This window comes from Streptosporangium sp. NPDC023825, from assembly GCF_040639575.1.
In the GTDB taxonomy this organism is placed as follows: domain Bacteria; phylum Actinomycetota; class Actinomycetes; order Streptosporangiales; family Streptosporangiaceae; genus Streptosporangium.
Map to the genome: position 1 here is coordinate 1 of NZ_JBFAAE010000095.1, position 22,625 is coordinate 22,625.

A 22,625-nucleotide genomic window follows, 5' to 3' on the forward strand; every position below is an offset into this window, starting at 1 on the left:
ACTTCTCCTCCCAGCGCGGCACCTCGGGATCGTCGACCGGCAGCGGCGGCATCACCCCGGAACCGTCACACGCCGGCCGGCTGGGGCTTCTCCGGCCGCGTTCGCGCCGGCCGGTGCGGCGTGCGCATGAGCAGCGGGGTCGGCGCGGCACCGGCGGCCACGGCCCCGCCCGCCGGGCGCGCGGGGCGGCGCGCTACCTCGGTGACGCGTGAGAGTCCGGCGGGGCGGCGACCAGGATCGCCTGTGCCGTCGCGATGACGACCCGGGCGGCCTCGCCCGTCTCCATGCGCCCGGCGCGACTCTCCTCCGCGGCGCCTTTCAGGATGTAGTGCAGGACATTGATCAGCCAGGAGATCGGCAGGTCGGTGCGGAACACGCCGTCGTCCTGGCCGCGGCGGATGAGCTCTTCGACGCGCCGCGCGGGGGCGGCGTGCAGCTCGCGGACGCGTCCGGCGGGAAGGGCTTTCTGTGCGGCGCCCGACAACGCCATGGACTCGGCGACCAGGGACCAGCTGGAGTCGAGCAGCCGGGCCAGGGCGTCTCGTGCGTTCCCGGTGAGATCGACGGACGACAGCGCCTCCTCGCCGGCGCGCAGTGCGTCGACCAGCGCGGCCTCGACGAGTTCCGCCCGGGTGCGGAAGTGGCCGTAGAGCGTCATCCGGCCCACTCCGGCGGCCTTGGCGATGTCGTCGACGCTCGCGTCCGGATCGCTGCTCAGGCGTTCGCGTGCCGCGGAGACGATGCGGGCGATGCTGCGTTCGGCGTCCGCGCGCCGGCGCGGACCGGCAGAGACGGTAGGCATGCCACCACCTTAACTCGTACGCGGATATACGTGTTACTCTCACGGCTCGAAGTCGTACACAACCATACGAGTTAGCCGGAGGCTCTCGGTGACGCACCATGAGATCCACGAACCATCTCCGCCGGACAGCCCGGCTCATCCGTCGCGATGGCGCATCCTGGCCTTCCTCGGGGTGGCCCAGCTGATGCTGATCCTTGACGTCACGGTCGTGGCCATCGCGCTCCCGCACATCGAGACCGACCTGGGCCTGAGCCGTGAGGCGCTGACATGGACGGTCAGCGCGTACACGTTGACGTTCGGCGGCCTGATGCTGCTGGGCGGGCGGCTCGCCGACCTGGTCGGGGCCAGGCGAGTGGTCCTCGCCGGCCTGCTGATCTTCACGGTGGCGTCATCGGTGACCGGGTTCGCCGACTCCGCGGGCATGCTGCTGGGCGGCCGCATCGCGCAGGGACTCGGCGCGGCGCTGCTGTCTCCGTCGGCCCTGTCGCTGCTGGTGACCCTGTTCGACGGTGACGAGCGGAACAAGGCGCTCGGCATCTGGTCCGCGCTCGGCGGTGGGGGCGCGGCTCTCGGCGTGCTGCTGGGGGGACTGCTCACCGCGGGCCCGGGCTGGCCGTGGGTCTTCTACGTCAACGTGCCCATCGGGCTGGTGATCCTTGCCGCTCTTGCCCGGATGCTGCCGGACCACGGCGTGGCCGCGCCCGGAGCCCGGCTTGACGTGCTCGGTGCGCTGCTGGTCACCGCCTCGTCCGGTGCCGTGATTTACGCGATCACTCGTGCCGGGGACCACGGGTGGCTCACCGCCACGACCGGGTGGCTCCTGCTGGCGGCCGCGATGGGCTATCTGGCGTTCGTGGCCAGGCAGAAGACCGCGAGGTCGCCCCTGATGGACGTCGCGCTGCTGGTCCGGCGCCCGGTGGCCACCGGCACGTTCCTCATCGTGATGGCGACGGCGCTGATGATCGCGGTGTTCTTCCTCGGCACGTTCTACTTCCAGCACGCCCAGGGCTTCGGCGCCCTGCAGACCGGTCTGCTGTTCCTCCCGGTCGCGGCGGCGACGATGCTCGGGGCCGACCTCACCGGCCGGGCCATCGCCCGGGCCGGGGCGCGCCGGCTCGCCGTGGCCGGATTGCTCGTCGCCGCGGCCGGCATGGCCGTGCCCGCCTTGTCGATGCACACCGCGACCGTGGTGGCGGGTACGGCGCTCGCGGCCGCCGGGACCGGCGCGCTGTTCGTCGTCGCCTCGGCGACCGCTCTGGGCCAGGTGGCCCCGCACGAGTCCGGCGTCGCCTCCGGCATCGTCAGCACGTTCCACGAGTTCGGCGCCTCCATCGGAGCCGCCGCCGTCTCCAGCGTCGCGGCGGCCAGCCTGATCGGGGACACGCTCTCGGGGTTCACCGGCGGCTACGTCCTCGCCGCGGTCGCCGCAGGTGCCGCGGCCCTCGTGGCCGCCGTCCTGACGCCCGGCCGGGCCGGCACCGGGTCCGGAGGGCCGGATGCGGGAACTCCCTGAGAGGGCGTGGCCCAGCGCCGGTCGAGCGGTTTCCGCATCCGTCCGGTCTCCGCCCGCCAGGTGGCCTCGATGGTCGTGGCCGGTTTCCCGGCTTCCGGGCCTGTCCGCCGGTCCCGAGACCGGTTGAGCCGCCACGGCACGCTCACCCCGCCCGGATCCCGGGTCCGGGCAGGCGTTCGAGGCCTCACGTGCGGGGGCCGGGGCGCCGCGCGGTGCCCCGGCCGGCCGGGTCAGAGACCGGCGAAGAACTCCCGTACGTCCGCGACCAGCATGTCGGGCTGCTCCAGCGCGACATAGGCGCCGCCCTTGTCGAACTCCGTCCACCGTGTCACCGTCGTGTCGCGCTCGGCGAAACGGCGGACGGTGACGTCGCCGGGGGTGACCACGCACGCCGTGGGGACGGTCACCCGCTCCTTCGGCCCCCAGGCTCCGGGGTCGTGGGCCACGTCGTAGTAGCTCTGCGCGATCGATCCCGAGGTGCCGGTGAACCACTGGACGCTGACGTCGGTGAGGACGCGGTCGAGGGAGAAGGCGTCCTCGGGCAGTTCCGACTTCGGGTCGGTCCATTCCTTGAACTTCTCCACCACCCAGGCCAGCTGGCCGACGGGCGAGTCGTGCAGGCCGTACGCGATGGTCTGGGGCCTGGTCGACATGATGACGTTGAACCCGAACCCGTCCTGCATGAACCGCTGGATGGTCGCCATCCGCGCCTGCTCGGTCTCGGTGAGGCCCTCGAGGTCGTCACCGGGGAAGGCCACGTAGGCGTTGACGTGCAGGCCGATCAGCCGGTCGGGAACCTGGCGGCCGAGCTCTACGGAGAGGTTCGCGCCGCCACCGCCGCCGTGCGAGCCGTACCGGTCGTAGCCGAGCCTTTCCATCAGCTCGGCGAACGCCGCCGCGGTCCGCTTGACGGTCCAGCCGGTGGTGGTGAGCGGGCTGGAGAACCCGAAGCCCGGCATGGCGGGCACGACGAGGTGGAAGTCGCGTGACAGCGGTTCGAGGACGTCGAGCAGGCCTATCGTCGCCCCGGGGTTGTCGTGCAGGAGCAGGAGCGCCTTGGCGTCCCGGCGTTCGGAGCGGATGTGCTTGAAGTGGACGGTCTGGCCCTGGATCTCGGTGGTGAACTGCGGCCACCGGTTCAGGTCGGCCTCGGCCGCGCGCCAGTCGAAGTCGCGGGCCCAGTGGCCGGCCAGCCTCTTGAGATAGTCGACGGGCACGCCGCGGCTCCAGTTCGCCCCCGGGATCTCGGGTGTCCAGCGGGTGCGCCGCAACCGCTCCTGGAGATCGTCAAGGTCGGCCTGTGATACTTCGATGCGATAGGGCCGGATTGCGGTGTTGTCTGTCATGGCGTTCATCCTGCCGATCCGGCCACGGCGGTCACCAGTGTCCGGTGCACCGGACGGATCCGCAGCATGCATGTCCTTGTCATGCATTGTGCACAGGGGGCGTATGAAGCTGGAACCGCAGGCCGCGCGGGCACTGGTCGCGGTCATGCTGCTCGCCCTGCTCGGCGGCAGGCTCGGTCAGATCGTCCACTCCGCCGCCGGCTCGCCGCACAGGGTGACCGCGGCTCTCCTGGTCGTCGCGCTGATCGCGGTGCACGGCCTGCTGGTGTTGCGCGAAAGGACACGCCCCGGCCCGCTGGTGGCGGTGGAGGCGGTGCTCACCTTCGGGTCCTTCCTCGTCGTCGGAGACATCTGGGGTCCGGTCGCGGGCGTCCTGGGCTCGGCCGTGCTGCTGACCCTGGCCGCTCCCGCGTCCTGGCTGCTGTTCGCGCTGGTGGTGGCCGCCGACACCGGCATCTCGTACCTGTACTACCAGGACGCCGTGGCCGTCGCCGCGCGGACGGTGACCGATCTGAACGTCGGGCTCACCCTGTTCGCGCTGGTGGTGCTCGCCGATCGGGTACGGCTGGCGAGCGCGCAACGCCGCCGGCTCGCCGAGCTCGCGGTGGCCAGGGACCGCCTGGACACCGTCGACAGGCTGGGCGAGACCATCGGAGCGGACCTCTTGGCCATCGTGGACTCGGTCCGCGGCCTCGGCGCCGCCATGACGGCGGGCCCCGAGGCCACCGGAACGGCCCGTGTTCTCCGGCCCGACGAGATCTGGACGGGCCTGACCGGGGTCGTACGGCGGGCCCGGCGGTCACTGGCGGCCGCCCGTGAGATCGCCGACACCCACCGGCGGACCCTTCCCGCCCCCGGTCCGGCCGAAAGCGCGCCGGTCCCGGTCATGTTCCGGTTCGCCTGGTGGACCCTGCTCCTCGTCGTGGTCAACTACACGGCCATCACGCTCGCCAACCTGACCCAGAACCGCTCTCCCGGCACGGCGGGATGGGCGGTGGCGGTCGCCGTGCTGGTCGTCTCCGGCGGGTTGCAGCTCTACCACGGCGCACCCCGCCGCGACGCGTCCGCCCCGCGCGCCTGGCCGTGGACCCTGTCGGCGCACGCGCTCCTCCTGGCCGCCGGCGTCGCGATGTACGGCCTGGCGCTGATACCCCCCGCCTTCCTGGCGGTCGGTGCCGCGATGGTGCGGATGCGGCCGCGCCCGTCACTGGTCGTCGGCGGGCTGAGCCTGCTGGGCCTGGCGCTCCTCCCGGACCCGGACCCCATCACCAGCCGCCTGTACTGGCTGTCCGGGCTCGTCATGGGGGCCGCCTCCGCCTACTCGCTGTGCCGCCTGCCCGAGGTGACGAGGCGTCTGAACGAGACCGGGGACCGGCTCGCCCGGATGGCCGTGCAGCAGGCCCGTCTGCGGGTCGCCAGGGACGTCCACGACCTTTTGGGGTCCGGTCTTTCGGCGATCGTCCTGAAAGGCGAGCTCGCCGCCCGGCTCCTGGAGTCCGACCCCGGCCGGGCGCGCCAGGAGGTACGCGAGCTGCTGCCCGTCGCGCGGCGGACCCTGGGCGAGGTGCGTGCCATCACCGGCCCGCCCGCCCGGCTGGTCTTCGCCGACGAACTGGCCGCCGCCCGCTCGTTGCTGGAGGCCGCCGGTGTCAGGCTGTCGGCCGACGTGGCGGTGCCGCTGCCCGCCGGCGCCGACACGCTGCTGGCCACCGTGCTGCGTGAGGCCGTGACCAACGTCGTGCGGCACTCCCGCGCCGGGCTCGCCCGGGTCGAGACGGCGCGCCAGGACGGCATGGTACGGCTCCGCGTGTCCAACGACGGCCTCGGCAGGCGGCCCGAGCCGTCCGCGCGGCGGGGGACCGGACTGGACAATCTGGCCGAGCGCGCCGTGGAAGCCGGGGGGCGGCTGGTGGCCGGGCCGGAGGGCGACCTGTTCGTGCTCACCGCCGAGGTGCCCCTCTAGAGCCAGCCCGCCTCGGTGGCGATGCGGATGGCGTCGACCCGGTTGCGCGCGTCCAGCTTGGTCACCGAGGAGGCCAGATAGTTGCGGACGGTGCCGTACGTCAGGTGGAGCCGCCCGGCGACCTCCCGGGGGGTCGCGCCGCCCGCCGTCAGGCGGAGCACGTCCTGCTCGCGGTCGGTGAGCGGGTTCTCCGGCATGTCCAGGGTGGTGTAGGCCAGCTGTGGATCCATGACCCGCCCGCCCGCGGCCACCGTGCGGATCGCCGCCACCAGGTCCTCGGGCCGCGAGTCCTTGAGGATGAAGCCGGACACCCGCGCGCTGATCCCGCGCCGCAGGTTGCCCGGCCTGCCGACGGCGGTCAGGATCAGGGTCCTGCAGCCGGGGAGCAGGCGATGCAGCTCGGCGGCGGCGTCCAGGCCGTCCATGCGGGGCATCTCGATGTCGATCACCGCGACGTCGGGCCGACGGTCCAGGGCTGTGGGCACGATCGCGTCGCCGTGCTCGACCTCCGCCACGACCTCGATGTCACCCTCGAGCCGCAGCAGCCCGGCCAGCGCCTCCCGCAGGATCCGCAGATCCTCCGCCAGCAGCACTCTGATCATCCGACACCCCTTGCCAGAGGATAGTGCCATCGTCGGCGCGCCGGCGTTCCGGGCGGATCGACCACCGGCCGGCCGGCGGTGACCGGTGACGGCCGGGCACCGGGCACGACGGAGGCTCGGGGGAGATCCGTCACCGTGCTTCGCGTATCCCGAGAATGTACGTCGCGGTGAGCGCGACGGCACGGTCCTTGTCATGTGACAGGTCGGCGAGGGCGCGTGATGCCGTGATTCCCGGGATGTCCGCGAGCGCCTGGGTCAGCCGCAGGCGTGCGGGCGGTTCGGCGGTGCCGTGGGCGAGGCGGTCGACGAGGCCGGCGGCGATCCGCTCCGCCGACGCCGGGCGACTCGCCAGCGCGCTCAGCGCGTCGGCCGCGTCGACGTCGTTCGTCCCCTCGACGACCATGTCGATGAGGGTCGGGACCGCTTCGGCCACTCCACGTACCCCGAGCGCCAGAGCGGCGTACCTGCGGACCACGATGTCGGGGTGGGCGAGGGCGTCCCGCAGCAGCGCGGTCGCCGCACCGTCCGGGATCTCGGCGATGGACCGGACGGCACGTTCGCGCACCTCGGCCGCCGGTGAGCCGAGGCCCTCCGCCAGCAGCGCCGGCCCGCCGTCGCCCGACTGCGCCAGAGCCCATCGGAGGGCTCCGGCGACGTTCGGGTCCGTCTCGCTCAGCGCCGCCTCGACCAGTGCCTCCACCGGCACCGAGACCTCTTCGACCGAGGACAGGGCCGCGCGCTGGCGCTTCCCGGCGCTCTTCGAGCCCAGCGCCTGCAGGAGGGCGACGGTCTGGAGGACGTCCTCCCAGCCGGCCGGTTCGGCGGCATCGATCCGGCGCAGTCGCGTGAGCAGCTCCGTCTCACCGGCGATGCGTTCTCGTGTCCGGCGGATGAGGTCGTCGACGAGCGCCGAGGGCGTGAAGCCGGGGTCGTCGAGCGCGCGCCCGACCTCACGCAACGACAGCCCCAGCGACCGCAGGCTCTCGATATGGAAGATCCGCCGGATGTCCTCGCCGGAGTACTCCCGATAGCCGGCGCCGGTACGGCCCGTCGGCCGCACCAGGCCGAGCGAGTCGTAGTGCCTGAGCATGCGGGCGCTGACCCCGGACCGTCGTGCCACATCACCGATCAACACTGCCTGTCACTCCTCCTGGCCGCTCCCGCCCAGGGCCACGACGCGCTTCGCCTGCTCGATCGCGAACTCGAACCCGGCGTCCGGGTCGCGCAACAGCCGTTCCGTGGCGGTCGCGTGCGCGCGCACCCGGGGGTCGGGATCCGTCGTCGCGGCGCGCAGAGCCGGCAGGATCACCTCGCCGAGCGCGATCAGCGCCCGGCTGAGGCTCAGCTGCGTCTCCCGCCCGCCGCGTCCGAGCTGTGCCGACAACACTACGGCCAGCTCGGGCTCCTCGCCTTCGGGCACGAGCACGACCGCCGCCCGCCAGGCGCTTCGCGCCACCTCGTCGTCGGCGTCGGACAGCAGCGCCCGCGTGATCGCCGGCCACGCCCGCCGATCCCCGATCTTGGACAGCGTGTGCAACGCCTGGCTCCGTGCCTGGGCGCGCTGCGAGCCGACCTCGTCGAGAAGCGCCGGGACCGTCGTCGACGCCGGGTGTCGGGTGAGGGCCCACGTGAGCATGTCGCGTACGTAGAACTCGGGTTCGATCGCGCATCGCTCGATGAGCTCGCCGACGAACCGCGGGTCGGGGGTCGTGCCGGCCGCCATCGCCGCCCGCAGCCGCACCGACGGGTTGTCGTCCTCCAGCCCCCGGAAGGCCCGGATCAGGTCCGTGTCCTGTTTCTGCATGGTCATCGGGACCACCTCCTCGGCCCCAGTGAAGACCTTGTCACCGTGTCAAGGTCAAGCGGGGACGCGCCGCGAGATCACCGGGCGCCCTCCGGACGACCGGGTTCGGTGCCTGCCGGGTCACTCCGGCGAGCGCGGACCCGGCCGGCGGCCGTCGGGGCCCGGCCTTCTCACGCGACTTGGGCCCGGCCGTCTCACGTGAGAGCCGGGCGTCTCACGTGAGAGCCGGGCGTCTCACGCGACCGCCTGGGCGGCGGCGCGGCCGGCCTGGCGGCCGGAGAACAGGCAGCCGCCGAGGAAGGTGCCCTCCAGGGCGTTGTAGCCGTGCACGCCGCCGCCGCCGAATCCGGCCGCCTCTCCGGCGGCGTACAGGCCGCTGATGGGGGTGCCGTCCGCGCCGAGGGCGCGGGAGTCGAGGTCGGTCTGGATGCCGCCGAGGCTCTTGCGCGTCAGGACGTGGAGCTTGACGCCGATCAGCGGGCCGGCCTGCGGGTCCAGGATGCGGTGCGGGGTGGCGGTGCGGCTGAGCCGGTCCCCGAGGAAGCGGCGTGAGTTGTGGATGCCCTGCACCTGGGCGTCCTTGCTGTAGGGGTTGCCGATCTGCAGGTCGCGGGCCACGATCTGGCGGCGCAGCTCGCCGGCGTCGAGCAGTGGTTCGTCGGTCAGGCCGTTCATCTTCGCCACCAGCTCCTCCAGCGTGGCGGCGACGACGAAGTCCGCGCCGCGCCGTTTGAAGGCGTCCACCGGAGCGGGCGCGCCCTTGCCGAAGACCCGGTTGCGCAGCACCGCCCTGCGGTCTCCGCCGGTGATGTCGGGGTTCTGCTCCGAGCCCGACAGCGCGAACTCCTTCTCGAGGATCTTCTGCGTGAGAATGAACCACGAGTGGTCGTATCCGGCGATGTCGGGGGTGGTGCGCAGGTACTTGAGGGTGCCGAGGGTGTCGTAGCCGGGCAGGTACGGGGCCGGCAGGCGGCGGCCCAGCGCGTCGAACCACATCGACGACGGTCCGGGCAGGATCCGGATCGCGTGCCCGGGCCAGACGGGGTCCCAGTTGCGCACGCCTTCGGTGTAGTGCCACATCCGGTCCTCGTTGACGATCCGGGCCCCCGCCGTGGCGCTGATGGCCAGCATCCGCCCGTCGACGTGGGCGGGCACACCCGTGATCATGTGCTGCGGGGCGGTGCCCAGCCGCCGGGGCCAGTAGCGGCGCACCAGGTCGTGGTCGGCGCCGATCCCGCCGCTGGTGACGATGACCGCCTGCGCCGTCAGCTCGAAGGACCCCGTCACCTCGCGGCTGGAGGACACTCCCCGTGGCGAGGAGTCGTCCATCAGGACACTGCCACGCACCCCGGTGACGGCGCCGTCCTGGACGACGAGCTCGTCGACCCGGTGGCGGTGGTGGAACGTGAGCAGTCCCGCTTCGGCCGCCTGCTCGGCGGCGCGCATGAACGGGCCCACCACGCCCGTTCCGGTGCCCCAGGCCACGTGGAAGCGGGGCACGGAGTTGCCGTGACCGTCGGCGCGCAGGCCGCCGCGCTCCGCCCAGCCCACCACCGGCGTCAGCTTGATGCCCTGGGCGTCTATCCAGGACCGCTTCTCGCCCGCGGCGAAGTCGACGTAGGCGCGGGCCCAGCGCTCCGCCCAGAGGTCCTCGTCCTCCAGGCGGTCGAACCCGGCGCTGGCCTGCCAGTCGCTCCATGCCAGCTCGAAGGAGTCCCTCACCCTCAGGCGGCGCTGCTCGGGCGAGTTCACGAGGAACAGCCCGCCGAAGGACCAGTACGCCTGCCCTCCCAGGTTGGCGGCGTTCTCCTGGTCCACCAGTGCCACCTTCCGGCCCTGGCCGGTCAGCTGCTGCGCCGCGACCAGCCCGGCCAGGCCCGCACCCACGATGATGACGTCCGCGTCCATGGCGGTACTCCCTTGCTCAAGCACCCCGTCGGTCCCGTCAGGGGGCGTGTCGATGGTAAGGCGACCGCCTGATCACTACGTAACCGGCCTGATCACTGCGTTCACTGCATGACCGGCTCGATCACCGCATGGCGGCGGACCCGGACGGCGGTCCGCCAGGGGGCTGCGGACCCCCGGCATCAGCCGGCAGGGGCGCAGGTTGACGTACTGGTCGGACGTGCGGCGGAACTGCGGAGGCCGCCCCGCAGCGAGACGTGGTCGGGGGCGACCTCCGTGCCGATCCCGTCGCCGGGGATCACGGCGATCCGGTACGAGTGCGCCGTCACCGGTTTTCCCCGCGCGGTCGTGCTCTCAGTGCCGCCAGCCCGCCCTGGGCGTCCTCGACGACCAGCCGTTCCGCGGTCGCCGAGTCGCCCTGCCGCAGGGCGCGCACCAGCGCGCGGTGACCGGCGTAGCGGTCCAGGCCGAAGCTGTCGTCCGCGGCGATCTTCTCAAGGCGCAGGGCCCGGCGCTCGGGCTGGGAGAAGACCTGGGACTGTTCGAGGAGCCGGATCAGCATCGGGTTGGCCGCGCAGGCGTTCACCGCCTCGTTGAACTCCTGCATCCGGTCGAGCAGCGCGCTGACGTGCCGGTCGACGTTCTCGCCGTTGCGGTGCCGGGTGACGCTGACGATCAGCAGGTCGTCGGCGGCGTCGAGGATCGCGTCGAGGGCGTCCAGCTGTTCGGGGGTGGCGTTTCTGGCCGCGAACCGGGCCACCAGGCCCCGCAGCCCTATCTCGACCTCGGCGAGGTCGTCGATGGCGCGCTCGGCGATGTCGGCCACGACGACGGTCCGGGGGCCCGTGCGCCGGAGCCGGGCCAACGCCGTCGTGAAGATCGCGTCAGCGCTGACCACCGTCGTGGCCGCGCTGGTCAGCCTGCTGCTGGTCGACGACCACCCGAAGCTGGCCGTCGCCGTTCCCTCCGGCCTCATGCTGGTGGCGGCGGCGGTGCTCGTCTGGCGGGTGCGCGACAGCCGCTCGCCGGCCTACCGGGCCGCCCTCGCGGAGGACGAGGCGTCGGCGGCCACCGGGCCGCGCGGCACGGATGCCAGGACCAGGTTGAGGACCGTCGTCGGCGACCTGGTGTTCGACCCCGACCGGCGCCGGCTCCTGCTGATCGTCGCCGTGTTCGTCTTCGGGGGAGCGTGGTTCGCCTCGCGTTCCCTGATGACCCCCTACGGGGTGGAGGTCCTCGGCCTGTCCGACGGCGAGGCGGGCGGGCTGACGCTGCCGAGCGGGATCGCCTTCATCCTCGCCGCCTTCCCCGCCGCGCTGCTCGCCGAACGGTTCGGGCGGCTGCGGGTCATGGCCGCCGGGATAACGGTCTTCGGCGCGGGCGCGCTCCTCGGGGCCGTCGTGCAGACCCCGGCGGTCACCGTCGTGGCGTTGTGCCTCGCGGCGGCCGGCGCCGCCGGATTCGTGATCAACGCGGTCGTCGTGCTGTGGAACCTGGCTCCCTCGAGCCGCGTCCTGGGCGCCTACACCGGCCTGTACACGGTCGGATGGGCCGGCGGGGGATTCGCCGGCCCGGCCCTCGTCGGCCTGGCGGTCGACGTCACCGGATGGCGTCCGATGCTCCTGCACATCGCCGTCCTGGCCGTCGTCGCCGTACTGCTGGTCGTCCGGGTCGACCGGCTCCGGCGCGCGGCCGTCGAGGAGGAGGGCCGCGCGGCCGTCGAGGGGGAGGGCGGCCGGTGAGCAACCTGCCCGGCGTCAACGCCAACGCCGTGGCCGAGTACACGATGGCCCCGCTGCTGGCCGCGGCGGCGTGACCCGCGTGTCGCGGGACCTGCGGTACGACCAGTGACCACCAATGAGATGAGGACGACATGACGAGGACGTTCGCGGCCGGGGATCGCGTTCCGGGGGAGGCGGTCAGGATCCTGGTTCCCACCGGGATGCTCGGGGCGGGGTTCCCGCCGGAGACGGTCGACCGGGGGGTCGCGCTCGGGGCCGACGTGATCGCGGTCGACGGCGGTTCCACCGACTCAGGGCCGTACTACCTGGGCTCGGGGACGGCGAAGACGACCGCCGCGGCCGTCGCCCGTGACCTGCGGATCCTGCTGCGGGCCTCGGCCGGCGCCGGCATCCCGCTGATCGTCGGCTCGTGCGGTACGAGCGGCACCGACTCCGGCGTCGACTGGGTCGCCGGAATCGTCGGCGGGATCCTGCGGGAGGAGGGCCTGGAGCTGAGGGTCGCCCGCATCTACAGCGAGCAGACGGCCGCCGCCCTGAAGGAGAGGCTCGACGAGGGACGGATCCACCCCCTGGCGCCGATGGGCGAACTGGACGCCGCCACGCTGGACGGCTGCAGCCACATCGTCGGCATGATGGGCCACGAACCCATCGTGGTGGCCCTGGAGGCCGGGGCCGACGTGGTGCTCGCCGGCCGGGCCACCGACACCGCCGTCGCCGCCGCGTACCCGTTGACGAAGGGCATGCCGGCGGGCCCCACCTGGCACGCTTCCAAGATCATCGAATGTGGCGGGCAGTGCACCACCAACCCGCGCACCGGCGGTGTCCTGGCCACCGTCGACCGGGGCGGCTTCACCGTCGAGCCGCTGGACCCGGCCGCCGCGTGCACCCCGACGTCGGTGGCGGCGCACATGCTCTACGAGACGGTCGACCCGTTCGAGATGCGGGAGCCGGCGGGCACGCTGGTCGTCTCCGACGCCGTCTACACCGCGCTGGACGACCGCCGGGTGCGCGTGGAGGGGTCACGCTTCGAGCTCGCCGACCAGTACACGATCAAACTCGAGGGAGCCCGCGTCACCGGCTACGAGACCATGTCCTTCACCGCCATCCGGGATCCGCACATCCTCGCCCGGATCGAGGAGTGGGTCGCGCTGATGTACGAGATCCTCGCCGGCCGCGTGCGGCAGACGCTGGATCTCGAACCCTGCGAGTACGCCGTGGACATCCGCCCCTACGGCTACAACGCCGTGCTGGGGAGCATCGACCCGGCGTCCGGGCCGCCCCGGGAGGTCGGGGTGATGATGCTGGTCAATGCCCCGGACCAGGCCACGGCCACCGCGATCGCCAAGATCGCGAATCCGCTGATGCTGCATCTCCCGACTCCCGACATGAACCACCTGCCCAGCCTGGCCTTCGCCACCTCGCCGGCCGAGAGCGAGCGCGGCCCCGCCTACCAGTTCGTGCTCAACCACGTCGTGGACGTCGACGAGCCCACCGACATGTTCCGCATCGAGATCGCCGAGGACGGCTCCCGTGACTGACGACCGCAGGCCCACGCTGGGCGAACTGGCCCTGGAGGTCCGTTCGAAGAACGCCGGCCCGTTCTGGGTCACCATGGAGCTGTTCATGCGCACGGCGGAGGACTACGCGACCGTCGCCGACGAGGACTTCGTCAACGAGGAGGTCGTCGCGCGGCTGTACGACCTGGACCCGGCGAACATCCAGATCTTCCGCATCCCCGCCCTCAACGTCGTGAAGATCTCGTTTCCCCGGCCGGTGGCCCAGGGCAGCCTGCGCGACCGGGACATCCACGCGGGCCAGCACCACGTCCCCCTGGCGGCGCTCGTGCCCGGGTGAGAGCCCGCACGGCGGCGCCATCGGCGGCGCCCACCGGTGCGGCGTCACCTGGCCGCGGCGTCGAGCACGGCTTTGAGGGACGCCTGGAGGATGTCCACGCCGGCGTGCAGCTCGTCCTCCCCGATCGTGAGGGGCGGGGCGATGCGGAAGATGCCACCCATCCCGGGTAGCTGGACGATGTTCATGTGCAGGCCCCGTTCGAGACAGGCCGAGGTGATCGCGCTGCCCAGCGCGTCGGCGGGCGCCTTGCTCTTCTTGTCCCTGACGAGCTCGACGCCCTGGAGCAGGCCACGGCCGCGGACGTCACCGACGACCTCGTAGTCGTCGCGAAGCGCCAGCAGCCGGCCGGTGAGCTGATCGCCCAGCGTCGCGGCACGCCGGACGAGGTTCTCGCGGTCGATGACGTCGAGGACCGTCAACGCGACGGCGGCCGCCAGGGGGTCGGAGACGTGGGTGGTGTAGAAGAGGAAACCCCGGTCGTGGCAGACCTGCTCGATCTCGGCGGTCGTGACGACGGCCGCCACCGGCAACCCGGCTCCCAGGGTCTTCGACAGCGTCAGGATGTCGGGGGCGACTCCGTCGCGTTCGAACGCGTACATCGTTCCGGTGCGGCCGAGACCGGTCTGCGCCTCGTCCAGGATGAGCAGCATGCCGCGCTCGTCGCACATCGCCTTGAGGCGCCGCAGATACCCGGGCGGCAGGTCGATGAGCCCGCCTGAGGACAGGATGGGCTCGATGAGGCAGGCGGCGAGACTCCCGGCGGACTGCCGGTCGACCAGGGCGAAGCCGTAGTCGAGCTCGGCCTCCCAGTCGTGGGAGCCGTCGCGGGACCGGAACGGCGAACGATAGGCGTTCGGCGTGGGCAGCGCGAGGTTTCCCGGCATCGGGGGACCGTAGCCGCGCCGCCCGGCGGAGAAGGTCGCGGCGGCGGCCCCCTGGGTCATGCCGTGCCAGGAGCGGTCGAAGGAGACGATCTCGAAGCGGCCGGTGGCGAGCTTGGCCATCTTGATCGCGGCCTCGTTCGCCTCGGCTCCCGTGGTGAGCAGCAGCATCTTGCCGAGCTGCGGGGGCAGGGTCGCGGTGAGCCTGCGGGCGAGCTCCAGCACGGGAGCGCTGAGCATGCCGCTGAAGAGGTGGTCCAGCGACGCGACCGCGGACGAGACCGTCGCCACGATGTCGGGGTGCCCATGGCCGAGGATGGAACTCATCTGCCCCGAGGTGAAGTCGAGGATCGGCGTGCCCCGGTGATCGAAGACGTACGCGCCACGGGCGCGTTCGATGATCCGCGGGGTGAAACCGGCTCCGTAACGGATCAGGAGGCGGTCCGCCTCGTCCCAGAACGTCGTGTCCATCGCCAACCCTCTCTCACCGCGCCCGAGACGACGTCGGATGTCCTGCTCGATGCCATCCTCCACCGCCCGCAAAGCTCGGAACAAGCAAACAAAAGCGGCTCACCGTTCGGCATTGCCTTACCTTTGGTGCCATGCTCAACCCGCAACGTCTCGCGATCCTGCGCGCGGTCCTGGCAGCCGGGTCGATCGGCAGAGCGGCGCGGAACCTCGGCTACTCTCCCGCGACGATCAGCCAGCACATGACCACCCTGGCCAGGGAGACCGGGCTGGTCCTGTTCGAGAAGCAGGGACGCGGCATCACCCCCACCGACGCCGCGCGGCACTTGGCGGATCAGGCTCAGTCGCTCCTGGCCGACTTCGGACGCCTCGAACGGGTCGTCGCGGACCTCCGGGGCGGTCAGGCGCAGCATCTGGCGATCGCCTGCTTCGCCTCCGCGGCCGAGCGGTGGATCCCGGAGGTCGTGTGGACCGTTCGCCGCCACCAGCCGAACCTCACCGTCGAGATCAGCCTCAACGAACCCGTCGACGGGCGTGGCCGCCGACGCCCCGACCTCGACATCCGCACCGAGCCCGCGGGCGGAGCCGGAGTGCACCTCGACGGCTACCGGCGTCACGAACTCCTCGTCGAGGAGCTCCTCGCCGTGCTCCCCGGCGCCCACCCTCTCGCCGACGCCGGCGAAGTCGCTCTCCGGGACCTCGAAGGCGAGCCCTGGATAGATCACGACATCTACGACAGCCCGATCGGGCAGATCATCGTGACCGCCTGCGGGGCCGCCGGATTCACGCCGCGCTACGCCGCCCGCCTGGACGATCACCGGGCGGCGCTGCGGCTGGTGAAGGCGGGCATCGGCGTCACCGTCCTGCCGCGACTGGCCGTCGCCGAGCTCCCCGGCGGAGTGGTCGCCAGGCCCGTGGTCCGCCCCGCCGTCCTGCGGCGCGTCGTCGTCCACGCCCACCGGGATCGGCGCCGTGGCGACCTCGTCGCCCGCGCGGTGGCACAGCTTCGCGACAGCGCCCATGAGGCGGAACCGGCGTAGCGCGACGCCTCCTGTCGCCTGCCGTTCCGCGGGAGCCGGCCGGGCCGGCTCCCGCGGGCTCGGGGTGCGCCGGCGCGGCGAAAACCGCCGGTTCGGGAACGGTGATCGGTGAGGGTTCAGGAGCGGTGACCGGTGAAGGAGCCGCCGGCGGTGAAGGCGAGCTTGGCGAAGCGCTCGCCGATGCGGCGGTGGGTGGCGGCGTCCGGATGGAGTTCGTCGGGCAACGGCAGCTCGGCGAAGTCGGCCTCCCCGTAGAGGTCGCGGCCGTCGAGATAGTGCAGATTCGGATCCTCGGCCGCCCGTCGCTCCACGATCCGGGCCAGCTCGTCCCGGATGACGCCCAGGGTCAGTTTCCCGCTCGCGCGCTCCGCCGGGTCGCCCGTGGCCCGGAACCGCAGCCGCCCGGCGCCGAGGTCGGTGAAGTCCGGGGCGCTGGGACCGGGTGTGTCCTCGTGGATGGGGCAGTGGATGGGCGAGACGACCAGCAGCGGTGTGCCGGGGTGGCCGTCGCGGATGGTGTCGAGGAAACCGTGGACGGCCGGGGTGAAGGCGCGCAGGCGCATCAGGTCGGTGTTGACCAGGTTGATGCCGATCTTGAGGCTGATCAGGTCCGCGGGGGTGTCGCGCAGGGCACGGGCGGTGAACGGGTCGAGCAGGGCGCTGCCGCTCAGGCCCAGGTTGATCAGTTCCACGCCGCCGAGGGAGGCGGCGAGCGCGGGCCAGGTGGTGGTGGGGCTCGCGGCGTCGGAGCCGTGGCTGATCGAGCTGCCGTGGTGCAGCCACACTTTGCGGCCCCGGTCCGGTGCGGGCTCGACGGGGGCGTCGGCGCGCAGGGCGATGAGTTCGGTGGTCTCGTTGTGCGGCAGCCAGATCTCGACGTCCTTCACCCGGTCGGGCAGGCCGGTGAAGCGGAGGGTGCCGGCCGGGCCGGGCCGGTGCTCGACGGTCCCGGTGGTCATGTCCATGGTCAGGGTGTTGCCGCCGGTCACGCCGGCCTGGCCGGCCAGGTGGCCGTCGACGAGCAGGTCGTACACGCCGTCCGGGCGGGGCGGGGCACCGACGTAGGCCCGTTTGGTGGGCAGCGTGTCCAGTTCGACGGCGGTGGCCCGGGTGCGGAAGACCAGCCGTACCCCGGAGGGCTGGGACTCCGCCATGGCGAGTTGCCCGTCGGCGTACTGGGCGCGGGCACGGGCGGGCAGCCGGTGCGGCAGCACACCGTGCGCGGTGTCCTGCAGGTCGAGCGCGCCGCGCAGGAGGTCCGCGGTGATGGGCGTGGTGATCCAGCCGGGCGTGGTGTCCATGGTCTCAACCTGTTGATCGAAGTTTTCGGAGTGTTCGGATTGTTTGGATTGTTGGAATTCGCCGGTTCGCCGGTCCTCCGGCTCGCCGCGCGGCCGGCGGCACCCGGCTGGGGGAGCCAGGGCCAGGGCGGGTGGGGGAGCCCGGGTCAGGGCGCGGGCCAGTTCCGCAGCAGGGCGTCGAGGGCGTCCAGGACCCGTGACCAGGTTTCCTGCGTGTCGGGCGCGCTGTGGCTGAACCCGCCCCCCATCTCCAAGCTGACGTAGCCGTGGAAGACGCTGCCCAGCAGCCGGACCGCGTGCGTCTGGTCCGGTTCCCCCAGGTCGTAGCCGCGCAGGATCGCCCGCGTCATCTGGGCGTGCCTGCCGCCGGCGCTGGCGGCCGCCTCCTCGGGAGTCAGCCTCAGCTGGGCGGCGGCGTAGCGGCCGGGATGCTGCCGGGCGTAGTCGCGGTAGACGTTGGCGAAGGCGGCCAGGGCGTCCTTGCCGGCCCGCCCGGCCAGGGCGGCGGCGACCCGGTCGGCGAGTTCCTCCAGGGCGAACAGGGCGATCCTGGTCTTGAGCTCCTGGGAGTTCCTCAGATGCGAGTACAGGCTCGCCACCTTGACGTCGAACCGCCTGGCGAGCTCGGAGACGGTCACCTGGTCGAAGCCGACCTCGTCGGCCAGTTCCGCCCCGGCCCGGGTCAGGCGTTCGGTGGTCAGTCCTGCGCGTGCCATGGCCCTCCCCTCATTCGGCAGAGTCGATTATGTATTTGCCTAATACCTTTAGGCAAATCGACCTTGCTTTTGGGGATTGGCCGCCGAAGACCGCATCGACGGGAACCCCGAGGGTCCTGCCCGGCCTCGGACCGTGTCCGGTCACCTGGCCGGAGCGGCCGGGGCCGGTGACAGGGCCGGGACCCGGGGTCCGGTCAGCGCCACGGTTCTTCGGGGGTGCCGGTTCGCCGGTTGTGGTGATCCAGCAGTTTGGACAGCAGCTCGGTCAGCCCCTGTCGCTCCTCGGGGGAGAGCGGAGCCAGCAGTTCGTCCTGGCATTCGGCCAGTCGCTTCTCCAGCCGCCGCAGCTGCCGCCTGCCCGCCGAGGTCAGCGAGATGACGTTGCGCCGCCGGTCGGAGGGGTCCGGGGCGCGCTCGACCAGCGCGCGCTCGGCGAGTTCGTTGATCGTCGCGACCATGTCGCTGAGGTGGATGCCGCTGCGGCGGCCCAGTGTGGCCTGGCTGGCCGGGCCGGACCTCTCCAGCGTCGCCAGCAGGCGGTAGTGGTACCCGCGGGCGCCGACGGAGGAGAAGCCCTCGCTCACCAGGCGGTGCGAGTGGTGGGCGGTCTGGCCGAGCAGCCAGCTGGGCAGGCTCTCCCACTGGGCGGGTGCCTCCTCGGGCGGGTTCTCCATGCGCCGAGTCTAGCAAGTCGTTCGGCGCGCTAATGATTGTGCTATCGTTCGCTGAGTAAACGTTAGTCATATTAACATTCAGTCGGTAAATGAATCTCCCCGGAGCTGAGACCATGATCAAGCCGTTCCGCATCGACATCGCCCAGGCCGACCTCGACGACCTGGCCGACCGGCTCGCCCGCACTCGCTGGCCCAACGAGGTCGCCGACGCCGGATGGGACTACGGCTTCCCGCTGGCGCGGCTGAAGGAGCTCGCCGAGCACTGGCGCACCCGCTACGACTGGCGCGAGCACGAGGCCGGGCTCAACGAGCTCCCGCACTTCACCACCGAGATCGACGGCCAGAACATCCACTTCGTCCACGTCCGGTCCGCGAAGCCGGACGCGCTCGCGCTGATCCTCACCCACGGCTGGCCCGGCTCGTTCCTGGAGTTCCTCGACGTCGTCGAGCCGCTGTCGCGCGATTTCCACCTGGTGATCCCGTCCATCCCGGGGTACGGCTTCTCCGGGCCGACCCACGAGCGCGGCTGGGACGCCGTCCGGATCGCGCGGGCCTGGGCCGAGCTGATGGGCCGTCTCGGGTACGAGCGCTACGGCGCGCAGGGCGGCGACTTCGGCGCGGGCATCTCCCTGGCGCTCGGCGCGGTGGCACCCGAGCGGGTCATCGGGGTGCACGTCAACTACCTGCCGACCCGCCCGGTCCCGGACGCCGGCATCCAGCTGTCCGCAACGGACGAGGCCCGGCTGGACAAGGTCCGGCAGCTGATGGCGAATCGTCCGCCGTACCAGGCGCTGCAGGCCCTCACCCCCCAGACCATCGGCTACGCGCTGACCGACTCGCCGGTCGGCCAGCTGGTCTGGATCGCCGAGCGCTTCGCGCACTGGACGGACCCCCGCTCGCAGATCAGTGACGAGCGGATGCTCACCGGCGTCTCGCTGTACTGGCTGACCGCCACCGCGGCCTCCTCGGCGCGGCTGCACCACGATGCTCCGCGGGGGCGGCCCGTGCCGTGCCAGGTGCCGGTCGGCGTGGCGGTGTTCGCGCACGACATCACACAGTCGGTGCGACCGCTGGCCGAGCGGCTGTACGACATCAGGCACTGGTCGGAGTTCGAGCGGGGTGGCCACTTCGCCGCGATGGAGGTACCCGACCTGCTCGCCGGGGACGTCCGGGACTTCTTCCTCACCCGCCTCGAGCACGCCCGGCACGTCGCCACCCGCTAGGTACGACAGCCGCGGACGGCGCGTCCGGCGGCGGGCGCGATGCCGGCGTCCTCGAGGTTCCTGATCGCCCGGGGGACAGGTCATGCTCGCGCGCCGGGCCCCCGGGCCTCATGGATACATCGCCGATTGAAGGTTCGTCACGATGGGATCGGCGATTTTCGGCGAAAAGTTTACACCGAGTGTTCAACGATACCGTTGAAGGCATGGATATCAAGGACATGGCCCGGCCGCTCGATGGCGAGGGCGTCTCGGCGTTCCTGCGGTCGCTTCCCGCCGAACCCCTGCTGCTCGGCCTGGGCGAGGCCAGGCACTTCGTGGGGGAGCTGGGCGAGTTGCGCAACGAGATCTTCCGGCATCTGGTCGAGCAGGAGGGCTACCGGTCGTTCGCCATCGAGAGCGACTGCCTCATGGGCCTCGTGGTCGACGACTACCTCACGACGGGCGCGGGCACGCTCGACGACGTCATGGAACGCGGTTTCAGCCACGACTTCGGCACCTTCCCGGCCAACCGCGAGCTCGTGCGCTGGATGCGCGCGTACAACGACGAGCATGAAGAAAAGCTCCGGTTCTTCGGGTTCGACGGCCCCCTGGAGTACTGGGCGGCGAGTCCCCGCCAGGCGCTCACCGCCCTGTACGACCTCCTCGAAGGCCCGCTGCCCTGTACCGGGGAGACCCTCGACACGCTGCTGGGCCCGGACGAGCAGTGGGAGGACGAGGCCACGGCCATGGACCCGTCCCTGTCGATCGGCCGGTCCGCCGACGCCCAGCGGCTGCGGCTGATCGCCGACGACCTGGTGGCGCTGCTGGAGACGCAGGTGCCGCGGCTGGGCGCGGAGGACAGGGAACGGGCGGCACTGTACGGGCGCACCGCCGTCGGCCTGCTCCGTTACCACTACTGGATGGCCGACGCGTCCCCGGCGCGGTGGGGCCGCCTGTCGGCCCTGCGGGACGCGATGATGGCCGCCAACCTGCGTGCCGTCGCCGAGCGCGGCCCGGCCCTGGTCTTCGCCTCCAACCTCCACCTGCAGCGGAACGAGAGCCTCATGCGGTTCGGCGACCAGACGCTGGAGTGGTGGAGCGCGGGGGCGATCACCGCGACGCACCTGGGGGACCGGTACGCCTTCCTGGCCTCGGCCCTCGGCACGGTCGGCGACGACATCCCGCCCCCGGACACCGTCGAGGGCCTCCTGTCGACGCTCCCGTGGGAGCACTCCCTCCTCGACGCCCGCCGCCTGGCCGAGGCCGTCACGAAACCCGTCCCGCGCACCTCCCACGATTTCGCCTATTTCCCGCTGGACCCGGCCCAGCTCGGCACGATCGACGGCATCGTCTTCCTCAAGCAGGCCGTCCGGCTGAAAAAGCTGGGTTGACGGGCGCGTGCGCGCCAGACCGTGCTGACGCGCACGCGCATCGATCACGCCGCCGGCCTCACGGTCGCGCCTGCTTCGGCAGGGTGAGGATCTCAGCCCCGTCGTCGGTGATGGCGATCGTGTGCTCGCTGTGTGCCGTCCGGCAGCCCGTCGCGCTTCGGAGCGTCCACCCGTCGGCGTCGGTGACGAGCTGGTCGGTGTCCGCCATGACCCACGGCTCCAGTGCCAGCAGCAGCCCGGGGCGCAGTTGGTACCCGCGGCCGGGCCGTCCGGTGTTCGAAACGTGCGGGCCCTGGTGCATCGTCGATCCGATGCCGTGACCTCCGAACTCGGTGTTGATCGGGTATCCCGCCTGGCTGAGGACCGAGCCGATGGCATGGGAGATGTCACCGATGCGAGCCCCGGGTCCGGCCGCGGCTATCCCCGCGCTCAGCGCGCGTTCGGTCGCGCTGATCATCGCGACGCTCTCCGGGGGCCTTGACTCGCCCACGACGAAGCTGACGGCGGCGTCTGCGGCGACTCCGCCCTTGGAGACGGCGAGGTCGAGTGTCAGCAGATCGCCGTCGGCGAGCGTGTAGTCGTACGGCAGCCCGTGGAGCACGGCGTCGTTGACCGACGTGCAGATGTAGTGGCCGAACGGCCCGCGTCCGAAGGACGGCTCGTAGTCGACGTAACAGGACAGCGCGCCTGCCTCGAAGATCATGGTCTTGGCCCACCGGTCGATGTCCAGGAGGCTCGTGCCGACCGTGCTGCGGCTTTTCAGCGTCTGCAAAATGTCGGCGACCAGGGCACCTGCCTCCCTCGCCCGGGTGACTTCGGTGGGGTTCAAGATCTCGATCATGCGGCGCCCTTCTCGCGCAACCAATAACTATCCCGGCCATATTATCCCGGTGCTGGGATCGGTACGGACTTCGGATCCTCACGTGGGCCGACGGCGTCGGACCCGCCAGACGGCTTCGGACACGTGGGCCGACGGCGTCGGACCCGCCAGGCGGCTCCGCGTGGATTCCGCGTGGATGAGTGCCCGCGAGGTTGCCGCCGGGGTCCCGCCGAAAGCGGATCCCTCCGATCCCGGCCTTGTGCAGGCCCTAGAATCGGAGCCATGGTCAGGTTGCCGCTCACACCCGCGGAGGTCGAGCGCGGACAGCGTCTCGGTGCCCTGTTGCGTCGCGCCAGGGGGGAGCGCTCCATGCTCGAGACCGCGCTGGATGCGGGTGTCTCGCCGGAGACCCTTCGAAAGATCGAGTCGGGCCGCGTGGCGACCCCCGCCTTCCCGACCATCGCGGCGATCGCCGAGGTCCTCGGTCTTTCCCTCGACGCGGTGTGGGCCTTGTCGGTCTTCAGCTCCTTCGCCGCCTCCAGGGTGTTGGTCAGCAGGTCGAAGACGATCTGCTGGGACATCGAGGCGCCCGCCGTGAAGT

At 71.9% G+C, this 22,625-nt stretch carries 22 protein-coding genes; 10 read left to right on the top strand and 12 right to left on the bottom strand.

Translation table 11 applies throughout. The annotated features are described in order from the left end of the window. A partial coding sequence (locus AB0G15_RS41000) for a hypothetical protein (protein WP_362850909.1) occupies window positions 1–212 on the top strand: 212 nt, incomplete at its 5' end. On the opposite strand, the gene AB0G15_RS41005 is transcribed toward AB0G15_RS41000, so the two are convergent. Next, a complete protein-coding gene (locus tag AB0G15_RS41005; RefSeq protein WP_362850911.1) occupies window positions 194–802 on the bottom strand; it encodes a TetR/AcrR family transcriptional regulator in 609 nt (202 codons plus the stop codon). The genes AB0G15_RS41000 and AB0G15_RS41005 overlap by 19 nt on opposite strands. Window positions 803–890: 88 nt before the next feature. Between AB0G15_RS41005 and AB0G15_RS41010 the strand changes: the two genes are divergently transcribed. Next, complete coding sequence (locus AB0G15_RS41010; protein ID WP_362850913.1) at window positions 891–2,315, top strand: MFS transporter; 1,425 nt, start codon at window positions 891–893, stop codon at window positions 2,313–2,315. A 230-nt stretch (window positions 2,316–2,545) separates the two neighbouring features. Here AB0G15_RS41010 and AB0G15_RS41015 read toward each other — a convergent pair whose 3' ends face one another. Further along, window positions 2,546–3,661 carry an epoxide hydrolase N-terminal domain-containing protein gene (locus AB0G15_RS41015; protein WP_362850914.1) on the bottom strand — a complete coding sequence of 372 codons (1,116 nt, stop codon included), beginning with the start codon at window positions 3,659–3,661 and terminating at the stop codon, window positions 2,546–2,548. Window positions 3,662–3,764: 103 nt separating this feature from the next. On the opposite strand from AB0G15_RS41015, the gene AB0G15_RS41020 reads away from it, so the two are divergent. After that, a complete protein-coding gene (locus AB0G15_RS41020; protein ID WP_362850917.1) occupies window positions 3,765–5,624 on the top strand; it encodes a histidine kinase in 1,860 nt (619 codons plus the stop codon). Here AB0G15_RS41020 and AB0G15_RS41025 read toward each other — a convergent pair. The 5 genes from AB0G15_RS41025 to AB0G15_RS41045 form a co-directional block, all read right to left on the bottom strand. Then, a complete protein-coding gene (locus AB0G15_RS41025; RefSeq protein WP_362850919.1) occupies window positions 5,621–6,226 on the bottom strand; it encodes a response regulator transcription factor in 606 nt (201 codons plus the stop codon). The two genes, AB0G15_RS41020 and AB0G15_RS41025, sit on opposite strands and share 4 nt — an antisense overlap. A 130-nt stretch (window positions 6,227–6,356) precedes the next feature. Then, the gene (locus tag AB0G15_RS41030; RefSeq protein WP_362850920.1) at window positions 6,357–7,361 is read right to left on the bottom strand and encodes a MerR family transcriptional regulator; all 1,005 of its coding nucleotides are present in this window, start codon (window positions 7,359–7,361) and stop codon (window positions 6,357–6,359) included. Window positions 7,362–7,367: 6 nt separating this feature from the next. Next, complete coding sequence (locus AB0G15_RS41035) at window positions 7,368–8,036, bottom strand: HEAT repeat domain-containing protein (RefSeq protein WP_362850921.1); 669 nt, start codon at window positions 8,034–8,036, stop codon at window positions 7,368–7,370. Window positions 8,037–8,264: 228 nt separating this feature from the next. Then, window positions 8,265–9,938 (bottom strand): FAD-binding dehydrogenase, encoded by a 1,674-nt coding sequence (locus AB0G15_RS41040; protein ID WP_362850922.1) that lies wholly within the window; start codon window positions 9,936–9,938, stop codon window positions 8,265–8,267. A gap of 322 nt (window positions 9,939–10,260) precedes the next feature. Next, complete coding sequence (locus AB0G15_RS41045; protein WP_362850924.1) at window positions 10,261–10,833, bottom strand: FCD domain-containing protein; 573 nt, start codon at window positions 10,831–10,833, stop codon at window positions 10,261–10,263. On the opposite strand from AB0G15_RS41045, the gene AB0G15_RS41050 reads away from it, so the two are divergent. From AB0G15_RS41050 to AB0G15_RS41060, 3 genes are all read left to right on the top strand, one after another. Further along, window positions 10,751–11,677, top strand: a complete 927-nt coding sequence (locus AB0G15_RS41050; RefSeq protein WP_362850925.1) for an MFS transporter — start codon at window positions 10,751–10,753, stop codon at window positions 11,675–11,677. The genes AB0G15_RS41045 and AB0G15_RS41050 overlap by 83 nt on opposite strands. Window positions 11,678–11,808: 131 nt before the next feature. Next, window positions 11,809–13,215: an acyclic terpene utilization AtuA family protein gene (locus AB0G15_RS41055; protein ID WP_362850926.1), complete on the top strand. Its 1,407-nt coding sequence runs from the start codon at window positions 11,809–11,811 to the stop codon at window positions 13,213–13,215. Next, complete coding sequence (locus AB0G15_RS41060) at window positions 13,208–13,531, top strand: DUF4387 domain-containing protein (RefSeq protein ID WP_362850928.1); 324 nt, start codon at window positions 13,208–13,210, stop codon at window positions 13,529–13,531. Before AB0G15_RS41055 ends, AB0G15_RS41060 begins: the two co-directional genes overlap by 8 nt. Window positions 13,532–13,575: 44 nt before the next feature. Here AB0G15_RS41060 and AB0G15_RS41065 read toward each other — a convergent pair whose 3' ends face one another. Then, window positions 13,576–14,883: an aspartate aminotransferase family protein gene (locus tag AB0G15_RS41065; RefSeq protein WP_362850929.1), complete on the bottom strand. Its 1,308-nt coding sequence runs from the start codon at window positions 14,881–14,883 to the stop codon at window positions 13,576–13,578. Window positions 14,884–15,014: 131 nt separating this feature from the next. On the opposite strand from AB0G15_RS41065, the gene AB0G15_RS41070 reads away from it, so the two are divergent. Continuing rightward, window positions 15,015–15,920 (top strand): LysR family transcriptional regulator, encoded by a 906-nt coding sequence (locus tag AB0G15_RS41070; protein WP_362850930.1) that lies wholly within the window; start codon window positions 15,015–15,017, stop codon window positions 15,918–15,920. Window positions 15,921–16,036: 116 nt separating this feature from the next. On the opposite strand, the gene AB0G15_RS41075 is transcribed toward AB0G15_RS41070, so the two are convergent. The 3 genes from AB0G15_RS41075 to AB0G15_RS41085 all read right to left on the bottom strand — a co-directional run bounded on the left by AB0G15_RS41075 (window position 16,037) and on the right by AB0G15_RS41085 (window position 18,611). Then, entirely contained in the window at window positions 16,037–17,221 is a 1,185-nt protein-coding gene (locus AB0G15_RS41075) for a GDSL-type esterase/lipase family protein (protein ID WP_362850931.1), read from the bottom strand. Between the two features lie 146 nt (window positions 17,222–17,367). Beyond that, window positions 17,368–17,937, bottom strand: a complete 570-nt coding sequence (locus AB0G15_RS41080) for a WHG domain-containing protein (RefSeq protein WP_362850932.1) — start codon at window positions 17,935–17,937, stop codon at window positions 17,368–17,370. 194 nt (window positions 17,938–18,131) lie between these two features. After that, window positions 18,132–18,611, bottom strand: a complete 480-nt coding sequence (locus AB0G15_RS41085) for a MarR family transcriptional regulator (protein WP_362850933.1) — start codon at window positions 18,609–18,611, stop codon at window positions 18,132–18,134. 113 nt (window positions 18,612–18,724) lie between these two features. Between AB0G15_RS41085 and AB0G15_RS41090 the strand changes: the two genes are divergently transcribed. Then, window positions 18,725–19,834 carry an epoxide hydrolase family protein gene (locus AB0G15_RS41090; protein WP_362850940.1) on the top strand — a complete coding sequence of 370 codons (1,110 nt, stop codon included), beginning with the start codon at window positions 18,725–18,727 and terminating at the stop codon, window positions 19,832–19,834. 203 nt (window positions 19,835–20,037) lie between these two features. Further along, complete coding sequence (locus AB0G15_RS41095; RefSeq protein ID WP_362850935.1) at window positions 20,038–21,204, top strand: erythromycin esterase family protein; 1,167 nt, start codon at window positions 20,038–20,040, stop codon at window positions 21,202–21,204. A 58-nt stretch (window positions 21,205–21,262) separates the two neighbouring features. On the opposite strand, the gene map is transcribed toward AB0G15_RS41095, so the two are convergent. Next, window positions 21,263–22,045 carry a type I methionyl aminopeptidase gene (gene map / locus AB0G15_RS41100; RefSeq protein ID WP_362850937.1) on the bottom strand — a complete coding sequence of 261 codons (783 nt, stop codon included), beginning with the start codon at window positions 22,043–22,045 and terminating at the stop codon, window positions 21,263–21,265. Window positions 22,046–22,306: 261 nt separating this feature from the next. On the opposite strand from map, the gene AB0G15_RS41105 reads away from it, so the two are divergent. Next, window positions 22,307–22,625, top strand: a 319-nt coding sequence (locus AB0G15_RS41105) for a helix-turn-helix transcriptional regulator (RefSeq protein ID WP_362850938.1), incomplete at its 3' end; no start/stop codon positions are given.

Coding starts and splice junctions, on each gene's coding strand:
- AB0G15_RS41080 (WP_362850932.1), bottom strand. CDS start 17,937: ATGGCACGCGCAGGACTGACCACCGAACGCCTGACCCGGGCCGGGGCG.
- AB0G15_RS41090 (WP_362850940.1), top strand. CDS start 18,725: ATGATCAAGCCGTTCCGCATCGACATCGCCCAGGCCGACCTCGACGAC.
- AB0G15_RS41035 (WP_362850921.1), bottom strand. CDS start 8,036: ATGACCATGCAGAAACAGGACACGGACCTGATCCGGGCCTTCCGGGGG.
- map (WP_362850937.1), bottom strand. CDS start 22,045: ATGATCGAGATCTTGAACCCCACCGAAGTCACCCGGGCGAGGGAGGCA.
- AB0G15_RS41015 (WP_362850914.1), bottom strand. CDS start 3,661: ATGACAGACAACACCGCAATCCGGCCCTATCGCATCGAAGTATCACAG.
- AB0G15_RS41055 (WP_362850926.1), top strand. CDS start 11,809: ATGACGAGGACGTTCGCGGCCGGGGATCGCGTTCCGGGGGAGGCGGTC.
- AB0G15_RS41005 (WP_362850911.1), bottom strand. CDS start 802: ATGCCTACCGTCTCTGCCGGTCCGCGCCGGCGCGCGGACGCCGAACGC.
- AB0G15_RS41040 (WP_362850922.1), bottom strand. CDS start 9,938: ATGGACGCGGACGTCATCATCGTGGGTGCGGGCCTGGCCGGGCTGGTC.
- AB0G15_RS41070 (WP_362850930.1), top strand. CDS start 15,015: ATGCTCAACCCGCAACGTCTCGCGATCCTGCGCGCGGTCCTGGCAGCC.
- AB0G15_RS41025 (WP_362850919.1), bottom strand. CDS start 6,226: ATGATCAGAGTGCTGCTGGCGGAGGATCTGCGGATCCTGCGGGAGGCG.
- AB0G15_RS41050 (WP_362850925.1), top strand. CDS start 10,751: ATGTCGGCCACGACGACGGTCCGGGGGCCCGTGCGCCGGAGCCGGGCC.
- AB0G15_RS41095 (WP_362850935.1), top strand. CDS start 20,038: ATGGATATCAAGGACATGGCCCGGCCGCTCGATGGCGAGGGCGTCTCG.
- AB0G15_RS41020 (WP_362850917.1), top strand. CDS start 3,765: ATGAAGCTGGAACCGCAGGCCGCGCGGGCACTGGTCGCGGTCATGCTG.
- AB0G15_RS41085 (WP_362850933.1), bottom strand. CDS start 18,611: ATGGAGAACCCGCCCGAGGAGGCACCCGCCCAGTGGGAGAGCCTGCCC.
- AB0G15_RS41075 (WP_362850931.1), bottom strand. CDS start 17,221: ATGGACACCACGCCCGGCTGGATCACCACGCCCATCACCGCGGACCTC.
- AB0G15_RS41065 (WP_362850929.1), bottom strand. CDS start 14,883: ATGGACACGACGTTCTGGGACGAGGCGGACCGCCTCCTGATCCGTTAC.